This window comes from Caballeronia sp. DA-9 (assembly GCF_051615025.1).
Classification (GTDB): Bacteria; Pseudomonadota; Gammaproteobacteria; order Burkholderiales; family Burkholderiaceae; genus Caballeronia; species Caballeronia sordidicola.
The window spans coordinates 910,749-933,765 of record NZ_CP195131.1 but is presented as its reverse complement, the minus strand read 5'-3'; the positions used below and the strand labels follow the sequence as shown (position 1 = coordinate 933,765).

At 59.7% G+C, this 23,017-nt stretch carries 21 protein-coding genes; 12 read left to right on the top strand and 9 right to left on the bottom strand.

Annotated elements, in window-relative coordinates; translation table 11 throughout:
- Positions 1–183 precede the first annotated feature (183 nt).
- The 3 genes from ACRWA7_RS04195 to ACRWA7_RS04185 are packed head-to-tail and all read right to left on the bottom strand — an operon-like array spanning position 184 to position 1,733.
- Positions 184–954 (bottom strand): DUF899 domain-containing protein, encoded by a 771-nt coding sequence (locus ACRWA7_RS04195; RefSeq protein ID WP_438390191.1) that lies wholly within the window; start codon positions 952–954, stop codon positions 184–186.
- Positions 955–975: 21 nt separating this feature from the next.
- A complete protein-coding gene (locus tag ACRWA7_RS04190; RefSeq protein WP_438390190.1) occupies positions 976–1,404 on the bottom strand; it encodes an SRPBCC family protein in 429 nt (142 codons plus the stop codon).
- On the bottom strand, positions 1,311–1,733 hold the full coding sequence (locus ACRWA7_RS04185) for an ArsR/SmtB family transcription factor (RefSeq protein WP_060857332.1): 423 nt from the start codon (positions 1,731–1,733) through the stop codon (positions 1,311–1,313). Before ACRWA7_RS04185 ends, ACRWA7_RS04190 begins: the two co-directional genes overlap by 94 nt.
- Before the next feature lie 392 nt (positions 1,734–2,125).
- On the opposite strand from ACRWA7_RS04185, the gene ACRWA7_RS04180 reads away from it, so the two are divergent.
- The gene (locus ACRWA7_RS04180; protein ID WP_438390189.1) at positions 2,126–3,274 is read left to right on the top strand and encodes a porin; all 1,149 of its coding nucleotides are present in this window, start codon (positions 2,126–2,128) and stop codon (positions 3,272–3,274) included.
- Between the two features lie 55 nt (positions 3,275–3,329).
- On the opposite strand, the gene ACRWA7_RS04175 is transcribed toward ACRWA7_RS04180, so the two are convergent.
- Positions 3,330–4,571, bottom strand: coding sequence for an ROK family protein (locus ACRWA7_RS04175; RefSeq protein WP_438390188.1), 1,242 nt, complete (start codon positions 4,569–4,571; stop codon positions 3,330–3,332).
- Positions 4,572–4,741: 170 nt separating this feature from the next.
- Between ACRWA7_RS04175 and ACRWA7_RS04170 the strand changes: the two genes are divergently transcribed.
- From ACRWA7_RS04170 to ACRWA7_RS04140, 7 genes are all read left to right on the top strand, one after another.
- Positions 4,742–5,884 carry a Gfo/Idh/MocA family protein gene (locus tag ACRWA7_RS04170; protein WP_438390187.1) on the top strand — a complete coding sequence of 381 codons (1,143 nt, stop codon included), beginning with the start codon at positions 4,742–4,744 and terminating at the stop codon, positions 5,882–5,884.
- Between the two features lie 58 nt (positions 5,885–5,942).
- Positions 5,943–6,890 (top strand): D-allose transporter substrate-binding protein, encoded by a 948-nt coding sequence (gene alsB, locus ACRWA7_RS04165; RefSeq protein ID WP_438390186.1) that lies wholly within the window; start codon positions 5,943–5,945, stop codon positions 6,888–6,890.
- Between the two features lie 20 nt (positions 6,891–6,910).
- Positions 6,911–8,422, top strand: a complete 1,512-nt coding sequence (locus tag ACRWA7_RS04160) for a sugar ABC transporter ATP-binding protein (protein WP_438390185.1) — start codon at positions 6,911–6,913, stop codon at positions 8,420–8,422.
- A gap of 20 nt (positions 8,423–8,442) precedes the next feature.
- Complete coding sequence (gene alsC, locus ACRWA7_RS04155; RefSeq protein WP_438390184.1) at positions 8,443–9,432, top strand: D-allose ABC transporter permease; 990 nt, start codon at positions 8,443–8,445, stop codon at positions 9,430–9,432.
- 73 nt (positions 9,433–9,505) lie between these two features.
- Positions 9,506–10,549 (top strand): hydroxyacid dehydrogenase, encoded by a 1,044-nt coding sequence (locus tag ACRWA7_RS04150; RefSeq protein ID WP_438390183.1) that lies wholly within the window; start codon positions 9,506–9,508, stop codon positions 10,547–10,549.
- Between the two features lie 3 nt (positions 10,550–10,552).
- Entirely contained in the window at positions 10,553–11,524 is a 972-nt protein-coding gene (locus ACRWA7_RS04145; protein ID WP_438390182.1) for a hypothetical protein, read from the top strand.
- A gap of 60 nt (positions 11,525–11,584) precedes the next feature.
- Complete coding sequence (locus ACRWA7_RS04140; protein WP_157766665.1) at positions 11,585–12,226, top strand: HAD-IA family hydrolase; 642 nt, start codon at positions 11,585–11,587, stop codon at positions 12,224–12,226.
- A 17-nt stretch (positions 12,227–12,243) separates the two neighbouring features.
- Here ACRWA7_RS04140 and ACRWA7_RS04135 read toward each other — a convergent pair whose 3' ends face one another.
- Both ACRWA7_RS04135 and ACRWA7_RS04130 read right to left on the bottom strand, forming a co-directional pair.
- Entirely contained in the window at positions 12,244–13,560 is a 1,317-nt protein-coding gene (locus ACRWA7_RS04135; RefSeq protein WP_438390181.1) for a lipopolysaccharide biosynthesis protein, read from the bottom strand.
- A 63-nt stretch (positions 13,561–13,623) separates the two neighbouring features.
- Complete coding sequence (locus ACRWA7_RS04130; RefSeq protein WP_438390180.1) at positions 13,624–14,634, bottom strand: glycosyltransferase family 2 protein; 1,011 nt, start codon at positions 14,632–14,634, stop codon at positions 13,624–13,626.
- Positions 14,635–15,258: 624 nt separating this feature from the next.
- On the opposite strand from ACRWA7_RS04130, the gene ACRWA7_RS04125 reads away from it, so the two are divergent.
- Positions 15,259–16,344, top strand: a complete 1,086-nt coding sequence (locus ACRWA7_RS04125) for a sugar-transfer associated ATP-grasp domain-containing protein (RefSeq protein WP_438390179.1) — start codon at positions 15,259–15,261, stop codon at positions 16,342–16,344.
- A gap of 513 nt (positions 16,345–16,857) precedes the next feature.
- Positions 16,858–18,057: a hypothetical protein gene (locus ACRWA7_RS04120; protein WP_438390178.1), complete on the top strand. Its 1,200-nt coding sequence runs from the start codon at positions 16,858–16,860 to the stop codon at positions 18,055–18,057.
- Between the two features lie 39 nt (positions 18,058–18,096).
- On the opposite strand, the gene ACRWA7_RS04115 is transcribed toward ACRWA7_RS04120, so the two are convergent.
- From ACRWA7_RS04115 to ACRWA7_RS04105, 3 genes are read right to left on the bottom strand one after another with little or no spacing between them, the layout of a single operon-like run.
- Entirely contained in the window at positions 18,097–18,519 is a 423-nt protein-coding gene (locus ACRWA7_RS04115) for a DUF1801 domain-containing protein (RefSeq protein WP_438390177.1), read from the bottom strand.
- 26 nt (positions 18,520–18,545) lie between these two features.
- Entirely contained in the window at positions 18,546–19,073 is a 528-nt protein-coding gene (locus ACRWA7_RS04110; protein WP_438390176.1) for an SRPBCC family protein, read from the bottom strand.
- On the bottom strand, positions 19,070–19,405 hold the full coding sequence (locus tag ACRWA7_RS04105; RefSeq protein WP_060857404.1) for an ArsR/SmtB family transcription factor: 336 nt from the start codon (positions 19,403–19,405) through the stop codon (positions 19,070–19,072). Before ACRWA7_RS04105 ends, ACRWA7_RS04110 begins: the two co-directional genes overlap by 4 nt.
- A gap of 209 nt (positions 19,406–19,614) precedes the next feature.
- On the opposite strand from ACRWA7_RS04105, the gene ACRWA7_RS04100 reads away from it, so the two are divergent.
- Both ACRWA7_RS04100 and ilvD read left to right on the top strand, forming a co-directional pair.
- Complete coding sequence (locus tag ACRWA7_RS04100) at positions 19,615–20,877, top strand: multidrug effflux MFS transporter (RefSeq protein ID WP_438390175.1); 1,263 nt, start codon at positions 19,615–19,617, stop codon at positions 20,875–20,877.
- 256 nt (positions 20,878–21,133) lie between these two features.
- The gene (gene ilvD / locus ACRWA7_RS04095; RefSeq protein ID WP_438390174.1) at positions 21,134–22,996 is read left to right on the top strand and encodes a dihydroxy-acid dehydratase; all 1,863 of its coding nucleotides are present in this window, start codon (positions 21,134–21,136) and stop codon (positions 22,994–22,996) included.
- Positions 22,997–23,017: the final 21 nt, after the last annotated feature.

Sequence of the window (23,017 nt, the reverse complement as noted above, 5' to 3'; positions counted from 1 at the left end):
CGAATGCGGCCGCACATGGGCGAGCGCGCGTGTTCGAGACTTGGAGCTAAAGCAATTTTCGCGTTTGCCTGTCCCGTGCTTAACCAATTAAAAATGCTTTCGATATCAGGAAAGATGCGAGAGAGGAACAACATGCGGGCTTGAGCATGTGCAAGCCCGCATGTCTCGTGCGCTCAATCGATGTCAATGACAGCTATGTCCCGTCTCACGCGGCGCGCTGGTGCCTGCATGGCTGGGTGCACTTTCATAACGATCGTGATGCCGCATCCAGTCGGTCATGCCGTGCGTTTCGTCGCGTCCTTTCGGCGTGATGTCGAGCAGGTCATAGGCGCCTATCAGGGGTTCCACGCCGCGTCCATACGCCGAGAACGTGTGATACACATCGCCGCGTTCGTCTTTGTAGAACACACTGACGCCGGGCATCTCGTCGCTGTCGAAACCGGGTTCCCTGGTTTCGTGTATCTGGAAGTTGTATTCGATCTTTCCCGTGGCTCGCTGCTCGGGCGAAAACGACACGTGATGGTCGAAATTGAAGTCGCTGCCGAACGACGATACCCATCGAAAATGCCAGCCCATGCGTTTCTTGAAGGCTTCTATTTTTGCGAGCGGCGCACGTGACACCGCGACATAGGCGACATCGCGCTGCTCGACGTGCATCAATGCGCCATCCATATGATCCGATACGAATGAGCACCCAGTGCATCCCGCTTCCCAATCCGGTCCCAGCATGAAGTGATACGCGATCAACTGGCTACGTCCGTTGAAAAGGTCGGCGAGCGTCTTGCGGCCACTGGGTGTATCGAATATATAGCTTTTCTCGACCTTTACCCACGGCAGGGCGCGACGCTTTTCGGCGAGCGCGTCACGCGCATGCGTCAGGGCCTTTTCCTCGGCCAGATGCGCTTTTTGCGCAGCAAGCCATTCTTCCCTAGAAACGATCCGATGCGGTTCCATCTTTGCGTCCTCCTCCAGTAATCAGGCGAATTCCCGCACAAGCCCATCGAGGATTTCGTTCCATCCGGCCTCGTGGTTATCGCGCGCGGTTTCATCGAAGAACTGCTCGTGTTTCAGCGTGAGCAGCGTGAATTCGCCATCGCGCCGCAGCGTGAACGTGACGAGCGATTCCCGTTCTGGCGTGCTGCGCCAGGCCCAGGTGTAGACGAGTTTTTCGTCCTGCACGACTTCCTTGAATACGCCGCTTACGTCGTGCTCCTCGCCAGCCGGCGAGCGCATGATGATCCGGAAGCGCCCGCCCACGCGCACGTCCATTTTCGCGTGGATCACGTCGTTGTTGTTGGGATGCATCCACTTCACGAGTTGCGACGGGTCCGTCCACGCGGCGTAGATTTTGGCGGGACTTGCATTGATTCGGCGCTGGAGCGTGAGACTGGGTTTGGCGGGCATGGGTCTTCCTCCACAAAGGCGGCGAGGCGATCGAGCGTGTCGGTCCAGAAGCGTTCATAGCGGGCGAGCCACTGCATCGCTTCCTCCATCGGTCCGGCGGCGAGCCGGCATGCGACGGTGCGGCCCGTCTTGGTGCGTGTGATCAGACCGGCCTCTAACAGCACATCGAGATGCTTCATCACCGCGGGCAACGACATGGCAAAGGGCTGCGCCAGATCGCTGACGGACAGGTCCGCGTTGGCGGCCATGCGTGCAAGCAGGGCGCGCCGGGTAGGGTCCGCTAACGCGTTGAATGTGCGGTCCAGGGCCGCTTCCTGAAACTTAACCATAAAGTTAAGTTTAGGACATGATCGACTGAAGTCAAGGAAGCTTAAGGCGAAATTTAAAGGCTAGGTGTTTACGCGGGTCACGGGCGGCTCCTGCAATCGCGAGGTGGGCGCACCGCTAAAGGGAAACTGGATTTGCAATCGCCGGGCGGGCTGCAGAACCCTGTATTGAACGCCGACAGGACCGCGATTTCAATATACGACAAATCGCAGTGAAAAATAAAAGTTTCATCCGCTGAAGCGGCGGAAGACGCGACTTTTGTGCGTCGTTAGCATCCTTTCGTGATGAAACGTCGACAAGAGCCGCGCGGCATGACAATCACGGAAGGCAAGGCTTAAGGTTAGTCATACGAAATAAAAAGCGTTTTTGATAAATCCAAATCACGGGAAGATAAATGACGAAAATAGCTTCTATCGCCGCGGCAGCGGCGCTCGCGGGTGTCGCTGTTTCGGCGCACGCGCAAAACAGCGTGACGCTTTATGGCGTGATCGACGAAGGCCTCAACTTCACCAGCAACGCCAGAGGCCATGGCACGGTCCAGATGAAAAGCGGCGATACATACGGCAGCCGTTGGGGATTGAAAGGAAGCGAAGACCTTGGCGGCGGATATCGCGTGATCTTTCAGTTGGAGAATGGCTTTGACGCAAGCAACGGAACGCTGAAACAAGGCGGCCGTGAATTTGGCCGGCAGGCGTACGTGGGCATCCAATCCGACACTTACGGCACGCTGACGCTGGGTCGCCAGTACGATCCCACGCTTGACCTATGGAGCGGTCTTACGGGTGCGGGATCAATGACCGGCGATGTCTCGTCGCATCCGTTCGATAACGACAATGCCGACTTCGATTACCGCATCAACAACTCGGTGAAGTACACGAGCCCTTCTTATAGGGGATTCAAGGGCGAGGCCATGTACGGCTTCAGCAACGACACAGGCTTTGCGAACAATCGCATGTATAGCGCGGCCGCCCAGTATCAGAATGGCGGCCTGACTGCCGCAGTTGGTTACCTGAAGCTCAACAACGCGGGAAGCGCGACGGGCGCGGTTGCAACCGATACGGTTTTCGTAGGCTCGTCGCAGCAGAACATTGTGGCGGGTCTCGCCTACAAATTCGACAACACGAAAATAGGCTTTTCCTATTCGCATGTCGACGTGTACAACCCGACCAGCAATGGCTATTTCGCCGCGGCCGCGACTCAGCCCGCCGGCGGAAAATGGACATCGTGGAAATTCGATAACTTCGAAATCAACGGCAAATACCTGTTCACGCCGAGCTTATGGCTAGGCGGCGCGTACACATTCACCGAAGCGCATGTTCATTCCACGGTCGGCGACTTCCTGCCCAAATGGCATCAACTGTCTCTTATGCTCGACTATGACCTGAGCAAGCGGACGTCGGTATATGCACAGGGTGTTTATCAGCACGTGGTCAGCGCGAACACCGGTACTGGCTTCGATTTCGCGCAGACTCCGGCGTCGGCGGGGGTATCGTCGGGAGAGAACCAGATGGTTTATCGCGTTGCGATGATCCATCGTTTCTAATCAGCGGGCTGCGTGGGCGTGGCTTGGGCTATATGTCTGCAGGAGTCACGCATGCTTACCCATGCAGTGGGCGAAGTATGGAAGCAATCCCTTTCGACGAAAGCGCGCTCTCGATCCCGAGCACCGTCCCGCCAATCGCGCCAGCGTATTGATTCAGCGCCGTATTCTGGATCAGCAGGCTGCGTGTGGCGAGCGGCAGCGCTCGCCGGTAGACGACCGCGCGAACCCCGGCCAGCAGGTCGTCGCTGATCCTGGCCATGCGCCCGCCAAGCACGATGGCGGCGGGGTTGTACATATGCACGAGCATGGCGATGATTTCGCCGATCTCCTCAGCCGCCGCGCGAATCAGCCGCACTGCCTGAGGGTCGCCGGACCGCACGAGGCGCACGAGGTCATCCACGTTTTGCGCGACTACATCGGGCAGGGCCTGCAGGTTGGCGAGAACCGCGTGCGTGGATGCAACCGCCTCCACGCAGCCTATGTTGCCGCAGCGGCAGACCACGTCGTCGCGGCCCGGCACCCTGATATGGCCGATGTCGCCCGCGGAGCCATCGGCGCCACGGTGCAGCATGCCCTCGGACGTGATGATGCCGCAGCCGATCCCCGTCGATACCTTGGCGAAGAGCAGCGGCGACTGGTTGGCGGGCCGCGTGCGCGCTTCGCCCAGCGCCATGAGGTTCACGTCGTTATCAACAAGAACGGGCGTCTTCAGGCGCGCCTGAAGATACTCGGAGACAGGAAAGCCGTCCCATCCCGGCATGATGGGCGGGCGCACGCAAATGCCGCGGCTGAAATCCACGGGACTCGGCAAACCGACCACGACGCTGCGCACGGATTGATCGAGGAGCCGGTGCTCGTGCAGCAATTGACGGAATTGCTCGATGATCGATTCCAGTACCGGTTCCGGCCCAAGCGCAACGTCAATGCCGAACACACGTTCGGCGAGCCGCCGCTGCGCGAGATCGGAGATCACAAGGCGCCCGTGAGTCGCCCCCATGTCCGCGACGAGAACGACGCCGGCGCGGGGATTGAGCACGAGCATGGTTCCAGGCCGGCCTCTCGCCGACGCGCTTTGCGTTTGTTCCTTCACCAGGTCGCATTCAATCAACGGCTGGATCAATTGCGACACGGTCGAGCGCGCGAACCCGGTATTGCGTGCAAGGTCCGCGCGGCTGACGCCCTGCGACGACGCAATCAGTCTCGCGAGCTTGCTGTGCACCTCGAACTCTTCCAGCCGGAACGCGCGGTCGAAAGTAGCAAGGCGGGACGGAGCGGGCTGATTGCTTTGAGTGTGCATGGCGGCCAGGGCTTGGGAAATCGAGCTTACTTTAATCCGTGCACTAGCCACAAGTACGAATCTCACGCCGATAGGCAAAGTATTTATGTCGTAAATCGAATTAAATAATACAAAATGTCTTCGCTAGCGTGGCTCGGTATTGTCCACTCAACCAAATGGAGTTTAAAAAAATGGCTGAGACAAAACCGGCTGGAACGCTGGGCGTGGCAATCGTCGGCGCCGGGATGATGGGCGCGGTGCACTCCAGGGCAAGCCGCCTGGCGGGTGCGCAGATAAAAGGTATCGCGACGTCCAGCCCGGAACGCGCCAAAGAGGCCGCGGCTCAACTGGGTATCGGGCGCGCGTATTCAAATGCCGACGAAGCCATTGCAGATCCGGCCGTACAGGTCATTCATATCTGCACGCCCAATTCCACGCATTACCCGCTTGCCATGGCGGCGCTCGCCGCAGGCAAGCACGTGGTGTGCGAGAAGCCGCTTGCGACAAGCCTCGCCGATGCAAGAGCGCTGGCGAACGCCGCGCATTCGGCGCAGCGCGTGGCGGCCGTGCCGTTTGTTTATCGATATCACCCGATGGTGCGTGAAGCTCGCGCGCTCGTGAAGGACGGCACGGTGGGCGCGCTGCAACTCATCCACGGAAGCTATCTGCAAGACTGGCTGCTGGGTCGCGACGATACCAACTGGCGTGTCGATGCTGCGCTCGGCGGCCCGTCACGCGCGTTCGCCGACATCGGGTCGCACTGGTGCGACCTGATCGAGTGGATCAGCGGCGAGCGCTTCGAATCCGTTGTTGCGACGCTTCAGACCACCATGAAGGATCGTCCGGCGGGATCGGTCGCGACGTTTTCAGCGGTGACGCCGGATGCATCGGCGGCAAGACAGGCCGTGACGACCGAGGACATCGCGGGCGCGTTGTTCCGCACGCAAGCCGGCGTCCTGACCACGCTGACCGTGAGCCAGGTGTCGGCGGGCCGCAAGAACCGCTTGTGGTTCGAGATCGATGGCGCCAATGCAAGCCTTGTATTCGATCAGGAAGAGCCCGAAAAACTATGGCTGGGCGAGCGCGACTCGACTCGCCTATTCGTGCGCGACCCATCGCGCGGCAGTGCCGAGCAGCGGCGTCTCGCGACCTTGCCGGCGGGTCACGCCCAGGGCTATGCGCAATGCTTCGAGGCCTTTGTCGCCGATACCTATGCGGTGATCCGCGGCGAAATGCGCGAGGGCCTGCCGACATTCGACGACGGGTATCGCTCGGCGCAGATCATTGATGCCGTGCTGGGTTCATCGAAAGCAGGCGCGTGGACGCAGATCTAATTCGAGGTGGTGTGCATCGATTAAAAACCCGCGTGAGCGGAATAACAGGAGACGAAGGATGAACGTACAAAAATGGCTCAAATCGACAACGGGCGTTGCAGCAGCGGCGCTGACGCTGGCCGCGTGGACGCCGGCGCAGGCGGCCGACATTGCCATAGTCCTGAAGACGCTGGCCAACCCGTACTGGGTCGCCATGCGTGACGGCATTCAGAAGGAAGCGAAAGCAAAAGGCGTCACGGTCGACATCCTCGCGGCCAACAGCGAAGAAGATATCCAGGGCCAGCAGCGTCTGGTGGAAGACGTGCTGAACAAGAACTACAAAGCTATCGGCGTTGCGCCCATCTCGCCCGTGAGCCTGATCCAGGCCGTCAGCGCCGCGACGAAAAAGGGTATCTACGTAGTCAATATCGATGAAAAAATCGATCAGGGCCAGTTGAAGGCCGCAGGCGGCGCGGTGATCGCGTTCATCTCGAGCGACAACGTGGCGCTCGGCAACAAGGCGGGCGATTACATCGTACAGAAGCTCGGCAGTGCGGGCGGCAAGGTCGCGATCATCGAAGGAAAAGCGGGCAACGTGTCGGGCGACGCGCGTCGCGACGGCGCCAAGCAAGCCTTCGCCAAGGTGCCGGCGATCAAGCTCGTGGCAAGCCAGCCAGGCGACTGGGATCGCTCGAAAGCGCTCGACGTGACGACTAACATCCTGCAGCGCAATCCCGACCTGAAGGCCATTTACGCGGCGAACGACACCATGGCGCTCGGTGCTGCTCAAGCCGTGAAGAACGCGGACAAGCTCGGCAAGGTCGTCGTGGTCGGCACCGACGGCGTTCCTGAAGCGCTCGACTCGGTCAAGCGCGGCGAGCTGACCGCAACGATTGCGCAGGATTCCGCGGCCATGGGTGCAAAGGCGGTAGACCTGCTGGTCGACGCGTTGAAGAACAAGCCTGCTATTGACCCGAACAAGACGCCGGAATTCCTGCCGATCGAGTCGCATCTGATCACGAAGTAACACGGTCTCGCGAGGATCGGATGAACGATGTTCTGGTGGCTGTGCGCGGCATCACGAAACTGTTTCCCGGCACTACGGCGCTGAGCGACGTGAGCTTCGACGTTCGCGCTGGCGAAGTGCATGTGCTGCTCGGCGAAAACGGCGCCGGGAAATCGACGCTGATGAAAATCCTCAGCGGCATCTACGAGCCGACTTCGGGCGTGATCGTCGCAGGCGGAAATGAATATCCGAAGCTCTCGCCGTCATTGTCTGCCCAGCTTGGCATTTGCCTGATTTATCAGGAACTGAGCGTCATCGACTATTTGAGCATTGAAGAAAACCTGTTCGTCGGGCGTATTCCAACCATCCGGCGACTGGGCGTTCCGATGGTGGATCGACGCAAGATGAATGCGAAGGCGCGAGAGGTTCTCGCGCGCGTCGGGCTTGCACGGGACCCGCGCACACTGGTTGGCGATCTCGGTATTTCGGAGAAGCAGCAGGTCGAGATTGCCAAAGCGCTCGCGAGCGAGGCGCGGCTCATCATCATGGACGAACCGACTTCCTCGTTGACCGATACGGAAGTCGCCAAGCTCTTCAACGTGATCGCCGACCTTAAGCGCGAGGGCGTGGGCATTGCTTATATCTCGCACAAGCTCAAGGAGATTCCGGTGATTGGCGACCGGGTCACGGTGCTCAAGGACGGCAAATACGTGGGTACGTACGACGCCAGATCGATACCCACGGATCGCCTTGTCGCGTTGATGGTGGGACGCGAGATTGTTCATGGCAGGCCGCAAGGTGAAGATGCCACGCACGGCGAAGTGGTGTTTTCGGTCGATCATCTTTCGTCGCGCGACGGCTGGGTGCGCGACGTCTCCTTCAATGTGCATCGCGGGGAGATTTTCGGTTTTGCGGGCTTGATGGGATCCGGGCGCAGCGAGTTGATGGAAACCATCTTCGGCGTGCGTCGCAAATCCACGGGACGCATGATGCTCAACGGACGCGAAATCACCATCGACTCGCCGTATCAAGCCGTGAAACAAGGGCTTGCATTCGTGACCGAAGACCGGCGCGCGACCGGCTTTTTTCATAACCTGAACATCGAAGAAAACATCTTCGTGGTGCCTGCTTTGCGCAGCACGCGACGCGCGTTGTCGCTTGGACTGATCGATCGTGCGCGCCAGCGCGAGTTCGGCCTGCGCTACAAGGAGCGGCTGCGCATCCGGTGCGCGTCGTCAACGCAGAACATCACGGAGCTTTCCGGCGGTAACCAGCAGAAGGCGATCATCGCGAAGTGGCTCGCGGCGCACAGCGACCTCTTTATCTTCGACGAACCTACCCGCGGTATCGACATAGGCGCGAAGGCGGAAATCTATTCGATCATGCGCGGCCTCGCAAACGAGGGGAAGGCGATCCTGATGGTGTCGTCGGAATTGCCGGAACTCATCGCGGTATGTGACCGCATTGCGGTGTACAAGGACGGCACGGTGGCAAGCACGCTTGCGAATGCTGACGCCACGGAAGAATCGATCATGCGGGTCGCCACGTCATGAGCGACCACGAAGGAGGCAAGATGAACCCATCCAATACGTCGGGCGCGCCGCTGCCTGCGGCGCCCCGGCGTGATTTCGCCACGATATGGCAGACATACGGCACGTTCGGCATTCTCGTGCTGCTGCTGATCCTGTGCAGCATTGCGTCGCCCCAGTACTTCCTCACGCGCGATAACCTCGTGCAGGTGCTGCTGCAAAGCTCCGTCATGGTGCTGCTTGCGTGCGGCGTGTTTTTCACCATCCTGATTGCGGGCATCGACTTGTCGATTGGTTCCGTGCTGGCGCTCTCGGGCATGGTCATGGCGAAGCTGATGATGGCGGGCATGCCCGTCTGGCTTGCGGTGCTGATCGGCGGGGTCGGCATGGGCGCACTGCTCGGTGCGATTAACGGCGCGCTCGTCAATCTCACGCAACTGCATCCGTTCATCATCACGCTTGGGACCGCCGCGATCTATCGCGGCGTCACGCTCATTGTTTCCGACTCGCGCTCGGTGTTCGGCTTTGATCGGTCGTTCACCGACGTTGTCGCCGGGCGTGTTTTCGGCGTACCTGTACCGATCATCATCGCGGTTGTCGTAGCGGGTTTTCTGCTTTTTCTCACCAAGTTCACCAAACTCGGCCGCAACATCTATGCGCTCGGCGGCAATGCGCAAGCTGCTTTTTATTCCGGCATCAGCGTGAAGCTGCACACCATGGTCGTGTTCATCATTGCGGGAACGTGCGCGGGCATTGCGGGGATTGTCACGACTGCGCGGACCGCGGCCGCCGAGCCCAACGCCGGGGTGGGATTCGAAACCTTCGCCATTGCCTCGGCGATCATTGGCGGGACGAGCTTCTTTGGCGGCCGAGGGCAGGTCACGGGCGTGGTCATTGGCGGATTGATCATTGGCGTGATCAACAACATTCTGAACATCATGAACGTTGAGACCTATTACCAGCAGATCGTGATGGGCGCATTGATCATAGCCGCTGTCACGGCCGACAAGCTGTTCACCCGAAAGTCACGCTAATTCCTTTTGCGAGAGACGCGCGCCAGTGCTGGCCGCGTCGCCGCGTCAGCAATTCCTTTCCTGGAGTATCCCCTTGTCCCCGATTCAAGCCGCAGAGAAAATCCGCCTGTTCATTGCGCCGTCGCCGCGTAGCGTCGAAGACATATTCAGTCCCGCCGATCTGAAACGCCTTCATGCGCTGGGCGATGTGTTCATTCACGAAGACGGCCCCGTGACAGATGACATATTCAACCAGCATGCTGTCGATGCACACATCATGGTGGGTCAGTTTGACATGTCCGCCGAGCGCCTTGCGCGGGCGGCGAATCTTCGCGCCATCGTGAATGTGGAGGGTAACTTTCTGCCGAACGTGGACTACGCGCAATGCTTCCTGCAAGGCGTGCGCGTGCTGAATGTCAGTCCGGTATTCGCGGAACCCGTCGCCGAGGCGGCGCTCGGCATGGCGATCGATCTGGCGCGCGGGATCAGCCGTGCGGATCGGCGCTTTCGCAATGAAACGGAGCAATATGGACTCGATGCCAACAGGGACGCGTTCTCGCTCTATGGCGCGCCGGTGGGGTTTATCGGCATGGGCGATCTGGGGCGCGCAATCCTGCCGCTGACCGCGCCGTTTCGCGGCATTGCAAGGGCGTTCGATCCCTGGTTGCCGCCGGCGTATATCGAAGCGCTGGGGTGCAAGCCGGCGTCGCTGGAAACCGTCTTGCGCGAGTCGCAAGTCGTGTTTGTGGTGGCGGGTGTGACGTCGCAGAATCAGGGCTTTCTTACGCGCGAGGAATTTGCATCGATGAAGCAAGGCGCCGCGTTTGTGCTCGTGAGCCGGGCAGGCGTAGTCGACTTCGACGCCATGCTCGACGCCGCCGCGTCAGGCCATATCCGCGTGGCGACCGATGTCTTTCCAGAGGAACCGCTCGCGCCCGGCCATCGCGCCCGGTCCATCGACAACGTGTTGCTTTCGCCGCATCAGGCCGGCGCGTTGAGCGCTGTGCTGCGCGAAATCGGCCGCCGCGCGCTGGCGGATATCGAACTGATCGCGCGCGGTCTGCCGCCCGTCATGTGCAAGGTTGCGCAGCCTGAAACAGTCGGCCTGATGCGCAGCAAACCGGTGGCGAAGAGCTGAGCGATGCTCAATCGCATATCGCACTTTGCCGGAGCCGCCGCCGATACGCTTCGTGAGTTGAAATGGATCGAGTATCGCGGGTGGAACGCGTTGTCGATGCGCGAGGGTACGGTCGAACTCGTTGTCGTGCCAGCCATTGGCGGAAGGTTGATGAGCATCCGGCATGAAGGCGTCGAGCTGGCGTATGTCAACGACGCGCTGGCCGGCCGCGTACCGGACTGGAGCGTGGAACAGTGGCGCGCGCTGTGCGGCGAATGGAATTTCCCGCTGTGGGGCGGCGGCAAGACATGGATCGCGCCGGAATCCGAGTGGCCCGACGGCGCGCCGCAGCGTGATCTCGATAGTGGTCCATATGAAGTGACGGGTACGTGGTTCGACAACCGGTCGATGGGCATAGAGTTGCTAAGCCCTGTCTGCCGGCAAAGCGGCTTGCAGGTGCGGCGGCGGATCGCTTTGTCCGCGCGCGATGGCGCATGGACAACGTCGCACGAGCTTAGCAACCGCGGCGAGTCGGCACGCTCCTGTGCGATCTGGGACGTACTCATGCTGCGGCGGCCGGGCCGTGTGGAGACCGGCATCGAAAACGGACAACAAGACTGGCGCGTATCCGTCATGCCGTTTCTTGCCAAGGGACCTTTGGGCGATGTGCGCGATTCCGGTTTCGTAACCGGCTCCAACAGTCATGTTGCGACGCAATGCACCGACGCGGTCGAGTTCAAACTTGGTATCAACAATTCACCCGGCGTCATGCATGTAGTATTCGATTTGCCGGAAGCTAAGCTTACGTTGAGCAGGCGTTTCCCGGTGCTTCCAGAGGCAAGGTATGCTCACGGCTCCCCGCTTGAAATCTTCAACGCGCCGAAGCTGCCTTATTTCGAAATCGAGTCTCACGGGCCGCTGGTGGTCTTGCGTCCGGGTGAATCGACCACGCTTGATGTACATGAAGCAGTTGGCGGCGTTGAAAAACTTCGTTAGCGATTCGCTGTTCCCTTTCTTTCTTCGCTGCTCATGTTGCTCAATCAAGTTGAATTTCGCGTGTCCTGCTTTCTGTTCGACATGGACGGAACCCTGCTCAATTCACATGCGCCGGTGATCCGCGCGTACACGGACTGGGCGCTGCAGCGCGGGCTGGATCCCGCCATGGTCCTGCGCGAATGCCAGGGGCGGCGCGTGATCGACACCGTTCGCGCGCTGGCGCCTCCGGGAACGGATGTTCTAGCCGATACCGCCGCGCTGAAGCAGCGCGAACTCGACGACGTGGACGGCATCGTGGAGATTCCAGGCGCGCGGGCGCTGCTGGCAGCGCTGCCCGAAGATCGTTGGGCGGTCGTGACTTCCGCTGAACGTCCCCTCGCGATACGGCGCATGCAGGCAGCCGGACTGCCCGTCCCCCGGTTCCTCTTCACCTCGGATGACATTGCGCGTGGCAAGCCTGCACCGGACGGATTTATCGCGGGCGCGAAAGCGTTGGGCGCCGCACCGGAACAGGCACTCGTATTCGAGGATTCGGCGGCCGGGATTGCTTCGGGACTCGCGGCGGCGTCGAAGGTGATCGCATTGACGTCTACACTGGATGTGGCCCGGATCGATGAGCTTGGGGCTTCCGGCTATCTCCACGATTTTCTCGGCGCGGATGTCATTGAAGATCGAGGCCAATGGCTATTTCGAGTAGCTTGAGGACTTCGCCTCCGTACTCATTTGTTTTTTCCGTTCCCGGCATGTTGAAAGGCTCCCCGTGCCACGCGCGCCATTGCGCTCGCGCGGCCGACGCCGGGAAGCAATCCAATCATGTCCGATCGAATCATCAGGCCGATCAGCATCACGGTGAGCGCTGCTTCGCCAATCACGCGTGCAATGGCCATGCCGATGGCGCCGTATAGCGGTGCGAGAAAAAGCGCTGCAACCAGGTTGGCGAAACCCGACGTGATTCCGGCGATTGCAAGCAACCGATCCTTCTGGCGCGGCACGAACACATAGAACGCGACGAATTCGTTGAAAGCGGCAAACGGAAACATCAGGGCAAGACACTGGAGTACGTGTGCGCTCGGCGTGAACGCCTTGCCCAGGATCAGCGGCATGAGAAAGGGTGACAAGCTCAGCGCGGCAAGCAGCGCGAGCAGCCCGTAACCCATGAGCAACGTGGCGCCACGCCGGCTGCTTGCACGCGCGCCTTCGGTGTCGCCCTGCGCGAGTTGCCGTGAAATGGTCGGGATGAAAACCTGGGCGGCGGGACCCATCAGGCTCAGCCCGATGGTCGCGAAGCGTTCGGCCGCGCCGAAGTATCCCACCTGATCCGGCGACGACAACAGCGTAAGCAAATAGGTCGACGATGCCGTCAGCACCGCTGAGCCGGTGGAATAGGCGAACAGCATGGTCGAGCCGCGCATCAGGTCCATCACGCCGCTTACCTTGAAGCGCGGTAAGCCCACATGCGCAAAGGTCAGTCCGTATGAGATCACCGAAGAGATCACGCCCGCTATCAGCAGACTCGCAACGACCCAGACCGAGTCCTGCGGCCCTCTGACTATGGACAGGATTAGTACGAGGCTGATTGCAAAGCCAATGACCTCGATAATGATGGGTGTGCGAAAACGCTGGCGTCCCTGGAACAGCCAGCCAAGATTCAGTGCGGACACAAGCCCGAGCAGGGTTGCGAGCAGACCCATGAGAGGCCGCTCGGAGAGTGTGGGCGAACACATCGTTGCGATGACACCCACTGCCAGTCCAACCGCGCCGGTGAAGACGCGCGCGCTCGAATGCAAGGAGAAGACTGCGTTGTGGTGGCTGCGCTCCGGTGACTTCGCGACATCGCGCATGCCAACGAAAGTGAACCCATAGCTTGCAAGCATCCAGATCACGTTCATGAGCGACATGGCGGCAAGGACACGGCCGTATTCCGTCACGCCGAGCACACGCCCATAGAACGGAATCACAATGATGAGATACAGATACCTCATCACATACCCGCCGTACACGAACACTAAAATCTTGGCGTTTTCTTTTTTATCCATGCTTCTTTGTTTGAACCCGCCGGGCGGCCCCAATTGCGCCGCGTGATGCTCTAGCGCAGCGCCCTAGCGCGTTGCAGCGCGGCGGCGGCCCAGCGGGTTGGCTATATAACGGACCGCGAAATCCGACAGGGGTGAATACGGTAAAAGGCACATGCTCGACAGCACGAGCGTACCGACTTTCTTTTTAAGGCTCCAGAAAGGGTTCGCAATGATCGAATGCAAGTAGCTGCGCGATTCTCGCGTCATCCAACGCCACCGGGTTGTAAGCGGCGCATGATAAACCCGCGAGCAAAAGTGCGCTTTCTCGTGAGAGAAGTCATGAAACGATACCGGCAAATCGACTTTCAGGCGCGAGCGCGCAATCTCCTGCAAGGTCGCCCAGCGCATGCCGAGCGCGCTCGACCCCTTGACCATGCTTTCTGCGTTGGCAAATGAGACGCTTGGCGCACTCGTATGATGCACCCGATAACCGCCGAGCGACTTGGGAATCGTCGCGACAGCGCCTAGCAACACTACGCCGTAGATGGCGTAGAAATCGGCGCCATAGCGATTGACGCCGGATTCCGGCACGGGAAAAATCTGCTTCAGGGCATCGACCCGATACGCGTTTCCTGACGCCGGCGGAGAAGGGTATAGCCAGCCGCGCTTGAGCAGCGCGCCGCAATCCGGCGGCGGCTCCGAGTGCGGTACGTGGACGCCCATTTGCCCTCCGGCGGAATCGATCACGTCAAGGCGAAACTGGACCTTCGCATAGTCGCCGCTCATGAATACGCGCATCACGTCCGACACGGCGCTCGAATACAGGATGTCGTCCGAATCCAGCAGGATTGCGTAGTTCGTTGCGATGATGTCAACGGCGTGATTGTAGGCGGAGACCTGGCCTCCGTTCTCCTTGAAGAACGTTGAGATGCGCGACCCATAACCTTCTATGAGCGCGCGCGAGCCGTCGGTCGAACCGTCGTCGACCACGACCACGCGCGTGGCCGGATAATCCTGTGCAAGTGCCGAATCGATTGCCTTCGCGAGATAGCGCTCGTAGTTGTAGTTGCAGATGACGATCGTAACGGGTTCCATATTGCCTCGGTGCTGACCAGAGATTCCGTGCTGCAATCGAGAGAGACCGCAAGGCGCGTTCGAGGAACGCTGCCCAGACGGCTTTGCATTGCTCCAGATCTCGAAAGTGCAGGGCGATTGAAGGACAGTGACTGGAGTCAGGACTCGGATTTGCTGCGTCCCTGGTAGAACGTCCAGGGGCGCGATTGAGCGGGTGCGCCGCGCGCACCTCTCTCAATCGAAAGGCCGATGCCCTTAAATTGTTACCTGGGAAAGAACATGTCGGATGCACGGTAATGCTTGCATGCACGTGTTTATGCTGCAGTGAAGCATAGACTGGTCAAATGGCATGACGCGGCATGCGGCGCAAAGTCTGGAGCTAATGGCCGATTAAGCTGAGGAAACCTGCGGCTCAATGTGATCGTGGCACTATTGCTTCGTCGCGCCATATGCTTGTAATGAAAATTAGGTATTTGGATATAGTCAGTAATTCTTAACATTGTTATGGCGTCGTCTTACACTTTCATTATTGGTATTGACCAAAGCACGCTGTTCGTGACCTACTACGCCGTGTAGAGCGGAACATGCCCGGCAGCGCGGAAAGTATCGGCATGGGACGTCGCGCTGGCAGCCTGAACAGCTTGCATGGAAAACTGGAATTACATAATGCGCGTAGATGTTGAGACATTGGTTAGAAAGTCTATAAAAAAGGCGGCTCGTTACAAGTTCGACAAACACCACGAGTCGCAAGCGAGAACAATATTCAAGGCGCTCGAGAAAAAGCATGGCAAAACCGACCCGGTCAATTTGAGGTTGGCTGACACCTATGCGCAAGAAGTGCTGGGAGATGCCCGCTATGCGCCCTGGCTTCGGGTTTATACAGCGTTCACCGGGACCTTCAAGGAGGGATGGATCCCAGACAACTACTACGGGACCGTTGTGGTGCCCAGAATGAAAGGCCTGTATGGAGACATATCGAGTCTCAAATCGCTGTCGAACATTATTTTTAGCAGCGATACTTTCCCGGATATTGCTTATTTCGTAAATGGTCTTTTTTTCACCGCCAACCATATCGCGGTTCCTGAGTCCGAGGTCGAGGACCTTGTTTTTGCGAATTCCGAGAAAATTGTATTCAAGCTCGATAGTTCTTTCCAGGGCAAGGGCATCTTGTTTTTCAATCGCCAGACCTTCAACGTCGATACGATAAAGTCGTTGGGAAACGGCGTGATTCAGCGATTTATAGTTCAACACCCGTTATTCAACGACTTTGCATCCAATGCCGTGGCGACGCTCCGGGTGACATCGGTGGTGGACGACGCGGGGCTGATTTCTATTCGGGCATGCTTTCTACGCCTCGGCAGGGTCGCCGACACGCACATACAGCCGGACAGCGAGATCTGCGTTCCAGTGGATATTTCAAGCGGCAAGCTATACGCGCAAGGGTATCTGCCCGACTGGATGGCGCTTGATGAGCATCCGGATTCAAACATCAAATTCGACGGGATCAGCGTGCCGGCCTTCCCGGAATGTGTCGGTGTCGTGCTCGAGCTTCATAAAAAAATTCCATTTGCGCGATGTGTTGGATGGGATTTGACAGTCGATAAGAATGGCAGCGTTCAGGTCCTGGAATGGAATGCCGAACACAATGACGTCAAATTTGGCGAGGCCACGCAGGGGCCTTGTTTTACGGACCTGAAATGGGAACGGTTGAGGCCTCTGAGTAAAACGTGAGATGGCTGGCGCGGCGGCATGAAGCTTCTTTCAGTTGCGTGAATCCTTCCACGCCTTTCTGCTGAAAATCCGCGTTTAGGCCGCGCCAGACTTCTGTAGACGGTTGCAGTTTCACGCGGACACAAGCCCCAATGCGTGCAGCGCCGCGAAAAGTAATCAGGATCACTATTTTATTTGTTCGGAGCCAAGGCATTTGCCGGCCTATCGAACGAATATGACCAGCGCGAGAAAAAACACAAGCAACCAAAAGCGCGAACATTCCGGCCCTTTTTTAGCCACGCCGGTTCTTAACAAGCCTCCTGCAAAAAAATCCACCAAACGCTAAACATTCCAGCGCATCTGCCGTTAATGCGGATGAAGATGCGCGTGGCTTGTTTGCCGCATTCACTGACCGCCTGGCGGCCTCTCGGCCAGGCGACTCGTCAGACCCCATCGATGCCCGGCACAGTCTGGTCCATCAATTCATCGTACAAAATTGATTTCGTCGAATGCCCGACGCTGGAGAAACTCGTCATGCTCAGTCGCCGTTCATTCTTGACTCGTGTTTGCGCTGTCGGCGGCAGTTACGTACTTGCCGGATGCGGCGGCGGTGGCGGCGGATCGGATGGCTCGGCCGGCTCCAAAGGCGTCAGCGTCGCAGCGTCGCCGGGCGGCAGTAGTTCAGTACCCGTGAGCCCGCCCGTCGCCGTTGCGCCTGCGGCCGTGCCCGCAGCCGCCAGTGGCGCGGCGTCCGAGGCGGCAGTTCCGGAGCCGGCGAGCGTAGCCACGGATAGCTCGGTCAACGCCGCGACCGGCATGTTCTACGGCATGAACGGGCACTACGATTATCTGTACACGCCCGCGCAAACGGTTGCGATACTTCAGGGGCTGGGATGCACGATGTATCGTTTGACGTGCTTCGATACGCCATCGCTGAATGCGCTCGTGAACATGGCGAAGGCGTTTGTTGGAACCGGCATCAATCTTTTTGTCTGCATTGACGAAAGCCTGACGGATGCGTCCGGCGCTGTCTGGAGCAGCGAGGCCGCCGCTTACAACCAGGGCTTTCAATCGGGGTCGACCATTGCCGCCGCGCTCATGCCCTATGGCGTAACCATGTATGAATGCGGCAACGAATTGACACGGCGGTCACAGACGATCATCGACTCATCCTCGGCGGGTAACAGGGTCACGGACTTCAACAACACCAACTGGCCGGTGATGCGGGGCGTGATGCGCGGCATGATGGATGGCGTCAGGTCGGTGCAGCCCAACGCGAAATGCGGCATCAACTTCTGCGTGGCGGACATTGGCGCATCCGACGCGCTATGGGACGGCACGCAGCCCGATGGCACCACGGGTCATCCGCAACTGCGCTGGGATATCACCACGTGGCACAACTACGAAGTCTATGGAGATATCTTCAACATAGGTGTGAATGGCGGCGGACCGAATTTCGATCTTCCCGCGTACTGCAAGAAGCGCTACGGCGTGCCGTTCATGATCTCGGAGTGGAATGCCAATCCCGAGGATAGCCAGGCGTTCCGCGCGTCGTACATTACTGATCGGCTGACGCATTTTTATGCCGCTCGCAAGACCGACAACATCGAGTCGGTGATGTATTACTGCCTGGATAGCGGGAATACGTCCTGGGGCGTGCTGATAGACGGCAAGATCATCGACCCCGAATACAGCGCGTTGCGAGACTTCGCGCTGGCAAATCCAGATAACTGAGCCGGATAACTGAGCCAGACAACTGAGAGAGTCCGCGGGCTACTTCACCCGTTTCGGCCTGGCTTTCGCTTTCACACTTGCCGCGTTAAGAACCAGCGCTTCTTGGATAAGCGCGGTGAAGGTAGCCGCATCAATCTCTTCGCCTTCGTGAATGTCGATTGCGCGCCTGACATTACCATCGAGGCTCGAGTTGAAAAGTTTGGCCGGGTCCTTGAGCGAGGCTCCTTTGGCAAAGGTCAGCTTGACGATGGACTTGTAGGACTCGCCGGTGCAGATGATTCCGTCGTGCGCCCACACGGGCGTGCCCATCCACTTCCACTGTTCGACCACGTCCGGGTCGGCTTTCTGGATGAGCTTGCGCATCCTGCTCAAGGTTTCGCCGCGCCAGTCGCCAAGTTCGGCGATCCTCTTGTCGATGAGTTCAGACGCCGGCAGGTCCTGACTCGGACTCGATTTTTTCATGTTTTTCCTCCTGAAACATCAAGACGTCAAATACCGAATTGATTTTCATACTCGGTCTTGAGGCGCGGCCAATCGAACTTCATCGCTTCGCCGCCCACAATGCGTCCAACGGGATTGCCGCCCACGAACCGGTCGAGCACGTCGAGGCAGATGTGCCAGCCGGCCGCGCCCATCGAGATGAAGTTGCGATCGATGTTGTGCCAGAGCGTGAGACGCGTGCCGTCGCCGAGCGGCTCGAGTTGCCATCGAAGATCGTTTTCGCCCCAGCGATATTCGAGCAGCCTCGGTGCGTCGGCGCGGGTCACTTGCGTGTCCGACACTTGCGGCGCCGGCGTGCCGACCGTGGAAAGCCTGACGGAACCGACAGACGCGAGGCTGCGGTCAGCATCGAATGGCGCCCATTCGCGCAGACTGGCAGGGTCGGTGAGGGCGCTCCACACTTTTTCGGGCGAATGACGCAACTCGCGCACGAGCACCAGCGTCCACTTTTCACCGTCCTTCGTGACTTTTGCGCCCACGGCCGGGCCCGGCATGTATGTGTCGCTCTGACTCATCGTTTCTTCTCCTTCCGGCATGGCACAGGATCGATCTGATCAAGATGGCGTTCGAGCGCGTCGACATGGGCCGACCAGAACCGGCGAAACGGCGCGAGCCACGCGTCTATTTCCGCGAGCGGCTCCGGTCTGATCCGGTACACGCGCCGCTGCGCATCGACGCGCGACTCCACGAATCCGGCCTCCCGAAGCACGCGCAGATGCTTCGAGACCGAGGGCTGCGAAAGGTTTAGCGCCTCTTCAATATCGCCCACGGTCTGCTCGGAAGACGCGAGCAGACTGAGGATGGCGCGGCGGCTCGGCTCGGCGATGACGGCAAATGTCGATTCCATAGTGTTTATATACCTGTTGAGGAATATAAATGTCAAGCCATGCGCACGCGCACCGAGCGGCGGCGCGTCAAACCATGCACTCGCGATGGGCATCGTGTCGATTTCCGAGACGACAGGCACAATACGCGGCGATAACGCCGCACCACGCTGCGTTCGATACCCGGACGGACCGATGCAGCATCACCGCATTCCGCCCCTTCGATGCTTTCATGACCCACACTATTCCCGCCCGCTCCGTACTTCCCGCGCCCGTTCCAAACTCGCCGCGCTTCCTGCTGTTTCTGATCTGCCTGTTCGCCTCGGCAGGGCAGCTTGCAATCGATATCTACGTGCCAGCGCTACCCGCAATGGCGCGCTTCTTCGCCACTTCGCCCCAGGCGATCCAGTCGAGCGTGTCCGGCTACATGGTGGCTTATGCGTTCGGCCAACTCGTCTTCGGCCCGGTAGCCGATGCATACGGGCGCAAGCCGGTTCTGGCGTTCGGGCTCGTGATCTTCACGATCGGCTGCCTGTTGTCGCTCGCCGCGCCGAACCTCGAGACATTCCTTCTTGCCCGATGCCTGCAGGGTTTTGGCATCGCCACGACCAACCTGCTCGCGAAGGCGATCATCACGGATTCGTTCTCGGGGCAGGCGCTGCTGCATGCGTTCACCTACATGTCGATTGCATGGGGGCTTGCGCCAATCGTGGCGCCGGTGATCGGCGCGCATCTGCAAACATGGTTTGGATGGCAGGCATGCCTCGTGTTCTTGCTCGTCTATTCGCTTGTGATGTGGGGCTTACTCTGGCGTTATCGTGAAACGTTGCGGCGGCCCGTGCATCTTGCGCCGCGCACGCTGATTACAAATGCGGGCAAGGTGCTCGCCAGTCCCGTATTTCAAAGCTGCTTTCTCGCGCAGGGTCTGTGTTACAGCATCCTGCTCGTCTTCAATATCATCGGGCCGTTCATGGTGCAGAACACCCTGCACAAGCCGCCGACCTATTTCGGCTATCTGGCGCTGGGTATCGGGATGATGTATTTCCTGGGCGGCCTGTCGAACCGCGTCCACGGTCCGCGGTTGCCGAGCGCGGAGCAGCGCCTGCAGATCGGCGCGCGCGTGATGGCGGGGACATCGATTGCGATGCTGCTGCTCGCGCTCACGCTCGGCCTGCGCGTATGGACGCTCGCCATACCGGTGCTGGTAATGGGATTCTGCGCAGGCGCGATGTATCCGACGTTGATGGCCAAAGGCAATTCGCTGTTTCCGCATATCGCGGGGTTGACGAGCGCGATCCTTGGATGTGCGTTACTGCTCGTCTCTTCCGCGATGATGGGACTCGCCGGCTTCCTTTCGGTGCAAATCCTGACACCGCTCGCGGTGTTCTTCGTGATCCTCGCGCTCGGCGTGGTCGGAATGGTGACGAAACTGCTGCGGCATCTGGCGCAGTCGCCGCCCGTCTCGGCCACGAGCCACAGCGAAGAGGCGGCCTGAGCGCGGCGTGGACTTCGACTGGGCCTTGAAGTCGGTTCCGCTCGCCGCCGGAGCCAGGATCGAACCAGTGCCAACGGCTCAATTCGTCCCCGGATCTGATTAATATTTTCTGCGACCTAGTTTCGCCGGAAAAATATATTGGACGTCTTACTCGCGGTCTCGCAGAATTCGTCTGTTCCCATGTGCCGCATGCGGGCGCGCGGTCCCCGCGCCCGCCGCAATACCATTTTCACGACAACAATATCTGAGGATACAGATGCCCCACTATCGGTCGAGAACATCCACCCATGGCCGTAACATGGCCGGCGCCCGCGCCTTGTGGCGCGCGACCGGAATGAAGGACGATGATTTCGGCAAGCCCATCATCGCCGTGGTGAACTCGTTCACGCAGTTCGTGCCGGGCCACGTACATCTTCGGGACCTGGGCGCGCTGGTGGCGAAGGAGATCGAATCGGCCGGCGGCGTCGCCAAGGAATTCAACACCATCGCGGTCGACGACGGCATTGCCATGGGTCACGGCGGCATGTTGTATTCGCTGCCTTCGCGCGAACTGATTGCCGACTCGGTCGAGTACATGGTCAACGCGCATTGCGCCGACGCCATGGTCTGCATCTCCAATTGCGACAAGATCACGCCGGGCATGCTGATGGCCGCCATGCGCCTGAACATCCCCGTGGTATTCGTCTCCGGCGGTCCAATGGAAGCGGGCAAGGTCAAGTCGCCCACCGACGGCCAGGTGATCGCGAAAATCGATTTGATCGACGCAATGATCAAGGCCGCCGACTCCCGGGTCAGCGACGCGGAAGTAGCGGAAGTCGAGCGCAGCGCGTGCCCCACGTGCGGTTCCTGCTCGGGCATGTTCACGGCGAATTCGATGAACTGCCTGACCGAGGCCATCGGCCTGGCATTGCCCGGCAACGGCACGATTGTCGCCACGCATGCATGGCGCAAGGGTCTGTTCGAGCAGGCCGGCCGTCTGGTCGTGGACCTGTGCCGCCGTTATTACCAGGAAGAAGACGCGTCGGTCTTGCCGCGCAGTATCGCCAGCAAGCAGGCCTTCGAGAACGCCATGACGCTCGACGTCGCCATGGGCGGTTCGACCAATACCGTGCTGCATCTGCTCGCGGCGGCGCAGGAAGCCGGCGTCGACTTCACGATGTCGGACATCGACCGCATTTCGCGCAACGTGCCGTGCCTGTGCAAGGCTGCGCCCGCAACCGACAAATATCACATTGAAGACGTGCATCGTGCGGGCGGCATTCTCGGCATTCTCGGTGAACTGGCGCGTGCCGATCTGCTGGATCTGTCGTGCGGCAACGTGCATAGCGGCACGCTCGGCAACGCGATCGCCAAGTGGGACGTCGCGGGCGGCGCGGGTGAGGAAGCGCAGAAATTTTTCCGCGCGGCGCCGGGCGGCATTCCGACCACCGTTGCGTTCAGCCAGGAAGCCACGTTCGCGTCACTCGATACCGATCGCAAGACCGGCTGTATCCGCAGCAAGCAGGACGCGTATTCGAAGGACGGTGGCCTCGCCGTGCTGTACGGCAATCTTGCGGAGAAGGGGTGTATCGTCAAGACGGCGGGTGTGGATGAATCGCAATGGATGTTCTCCGGACGCGCGCGCGTTTTCGAAAGCCAGGACGACGCCGTCGAAGCCATTCTGGGCGACAAGGTCGTGGCGGGCGACGTGGTCGTGATTCGCTACGAAGGCCCGAAAGGCGGCCCCGGCATGCAGGAAATGCTGTATCCCACGTCGTATCTGAAATCCAAGGGGCTGGGCAAGCACTGCGCGCTTTTCACCGATGGCCGTTTCTCGGGCGGTTCGTCGGGACTCGTGATCGGGCATGCGTCGCCGGAAGCGGCCGAAGGCGGCACGATCGGGCTGGTGGAAGAGGGCGATATGATCGAGATCGACATTCCGAAGCGCAAGATGCATCTGGCGGTATCGGATGCGGAATTGGCACGCCGGCGCGAAGTCATGGAAGCGCGCGGCGACAAGGCGTGGATGCCGGTGAATCGTGAACGGGTGGTGTCGCTCGCGTTGCAGGCCTATGCGGCGCTTGCAACCTCGGCGGATCGCGGCGCAGTGCGCGATATCTCGCAACTCAAGCGCAAGTAAGGCGCGTTGGCTCCGCCGCGG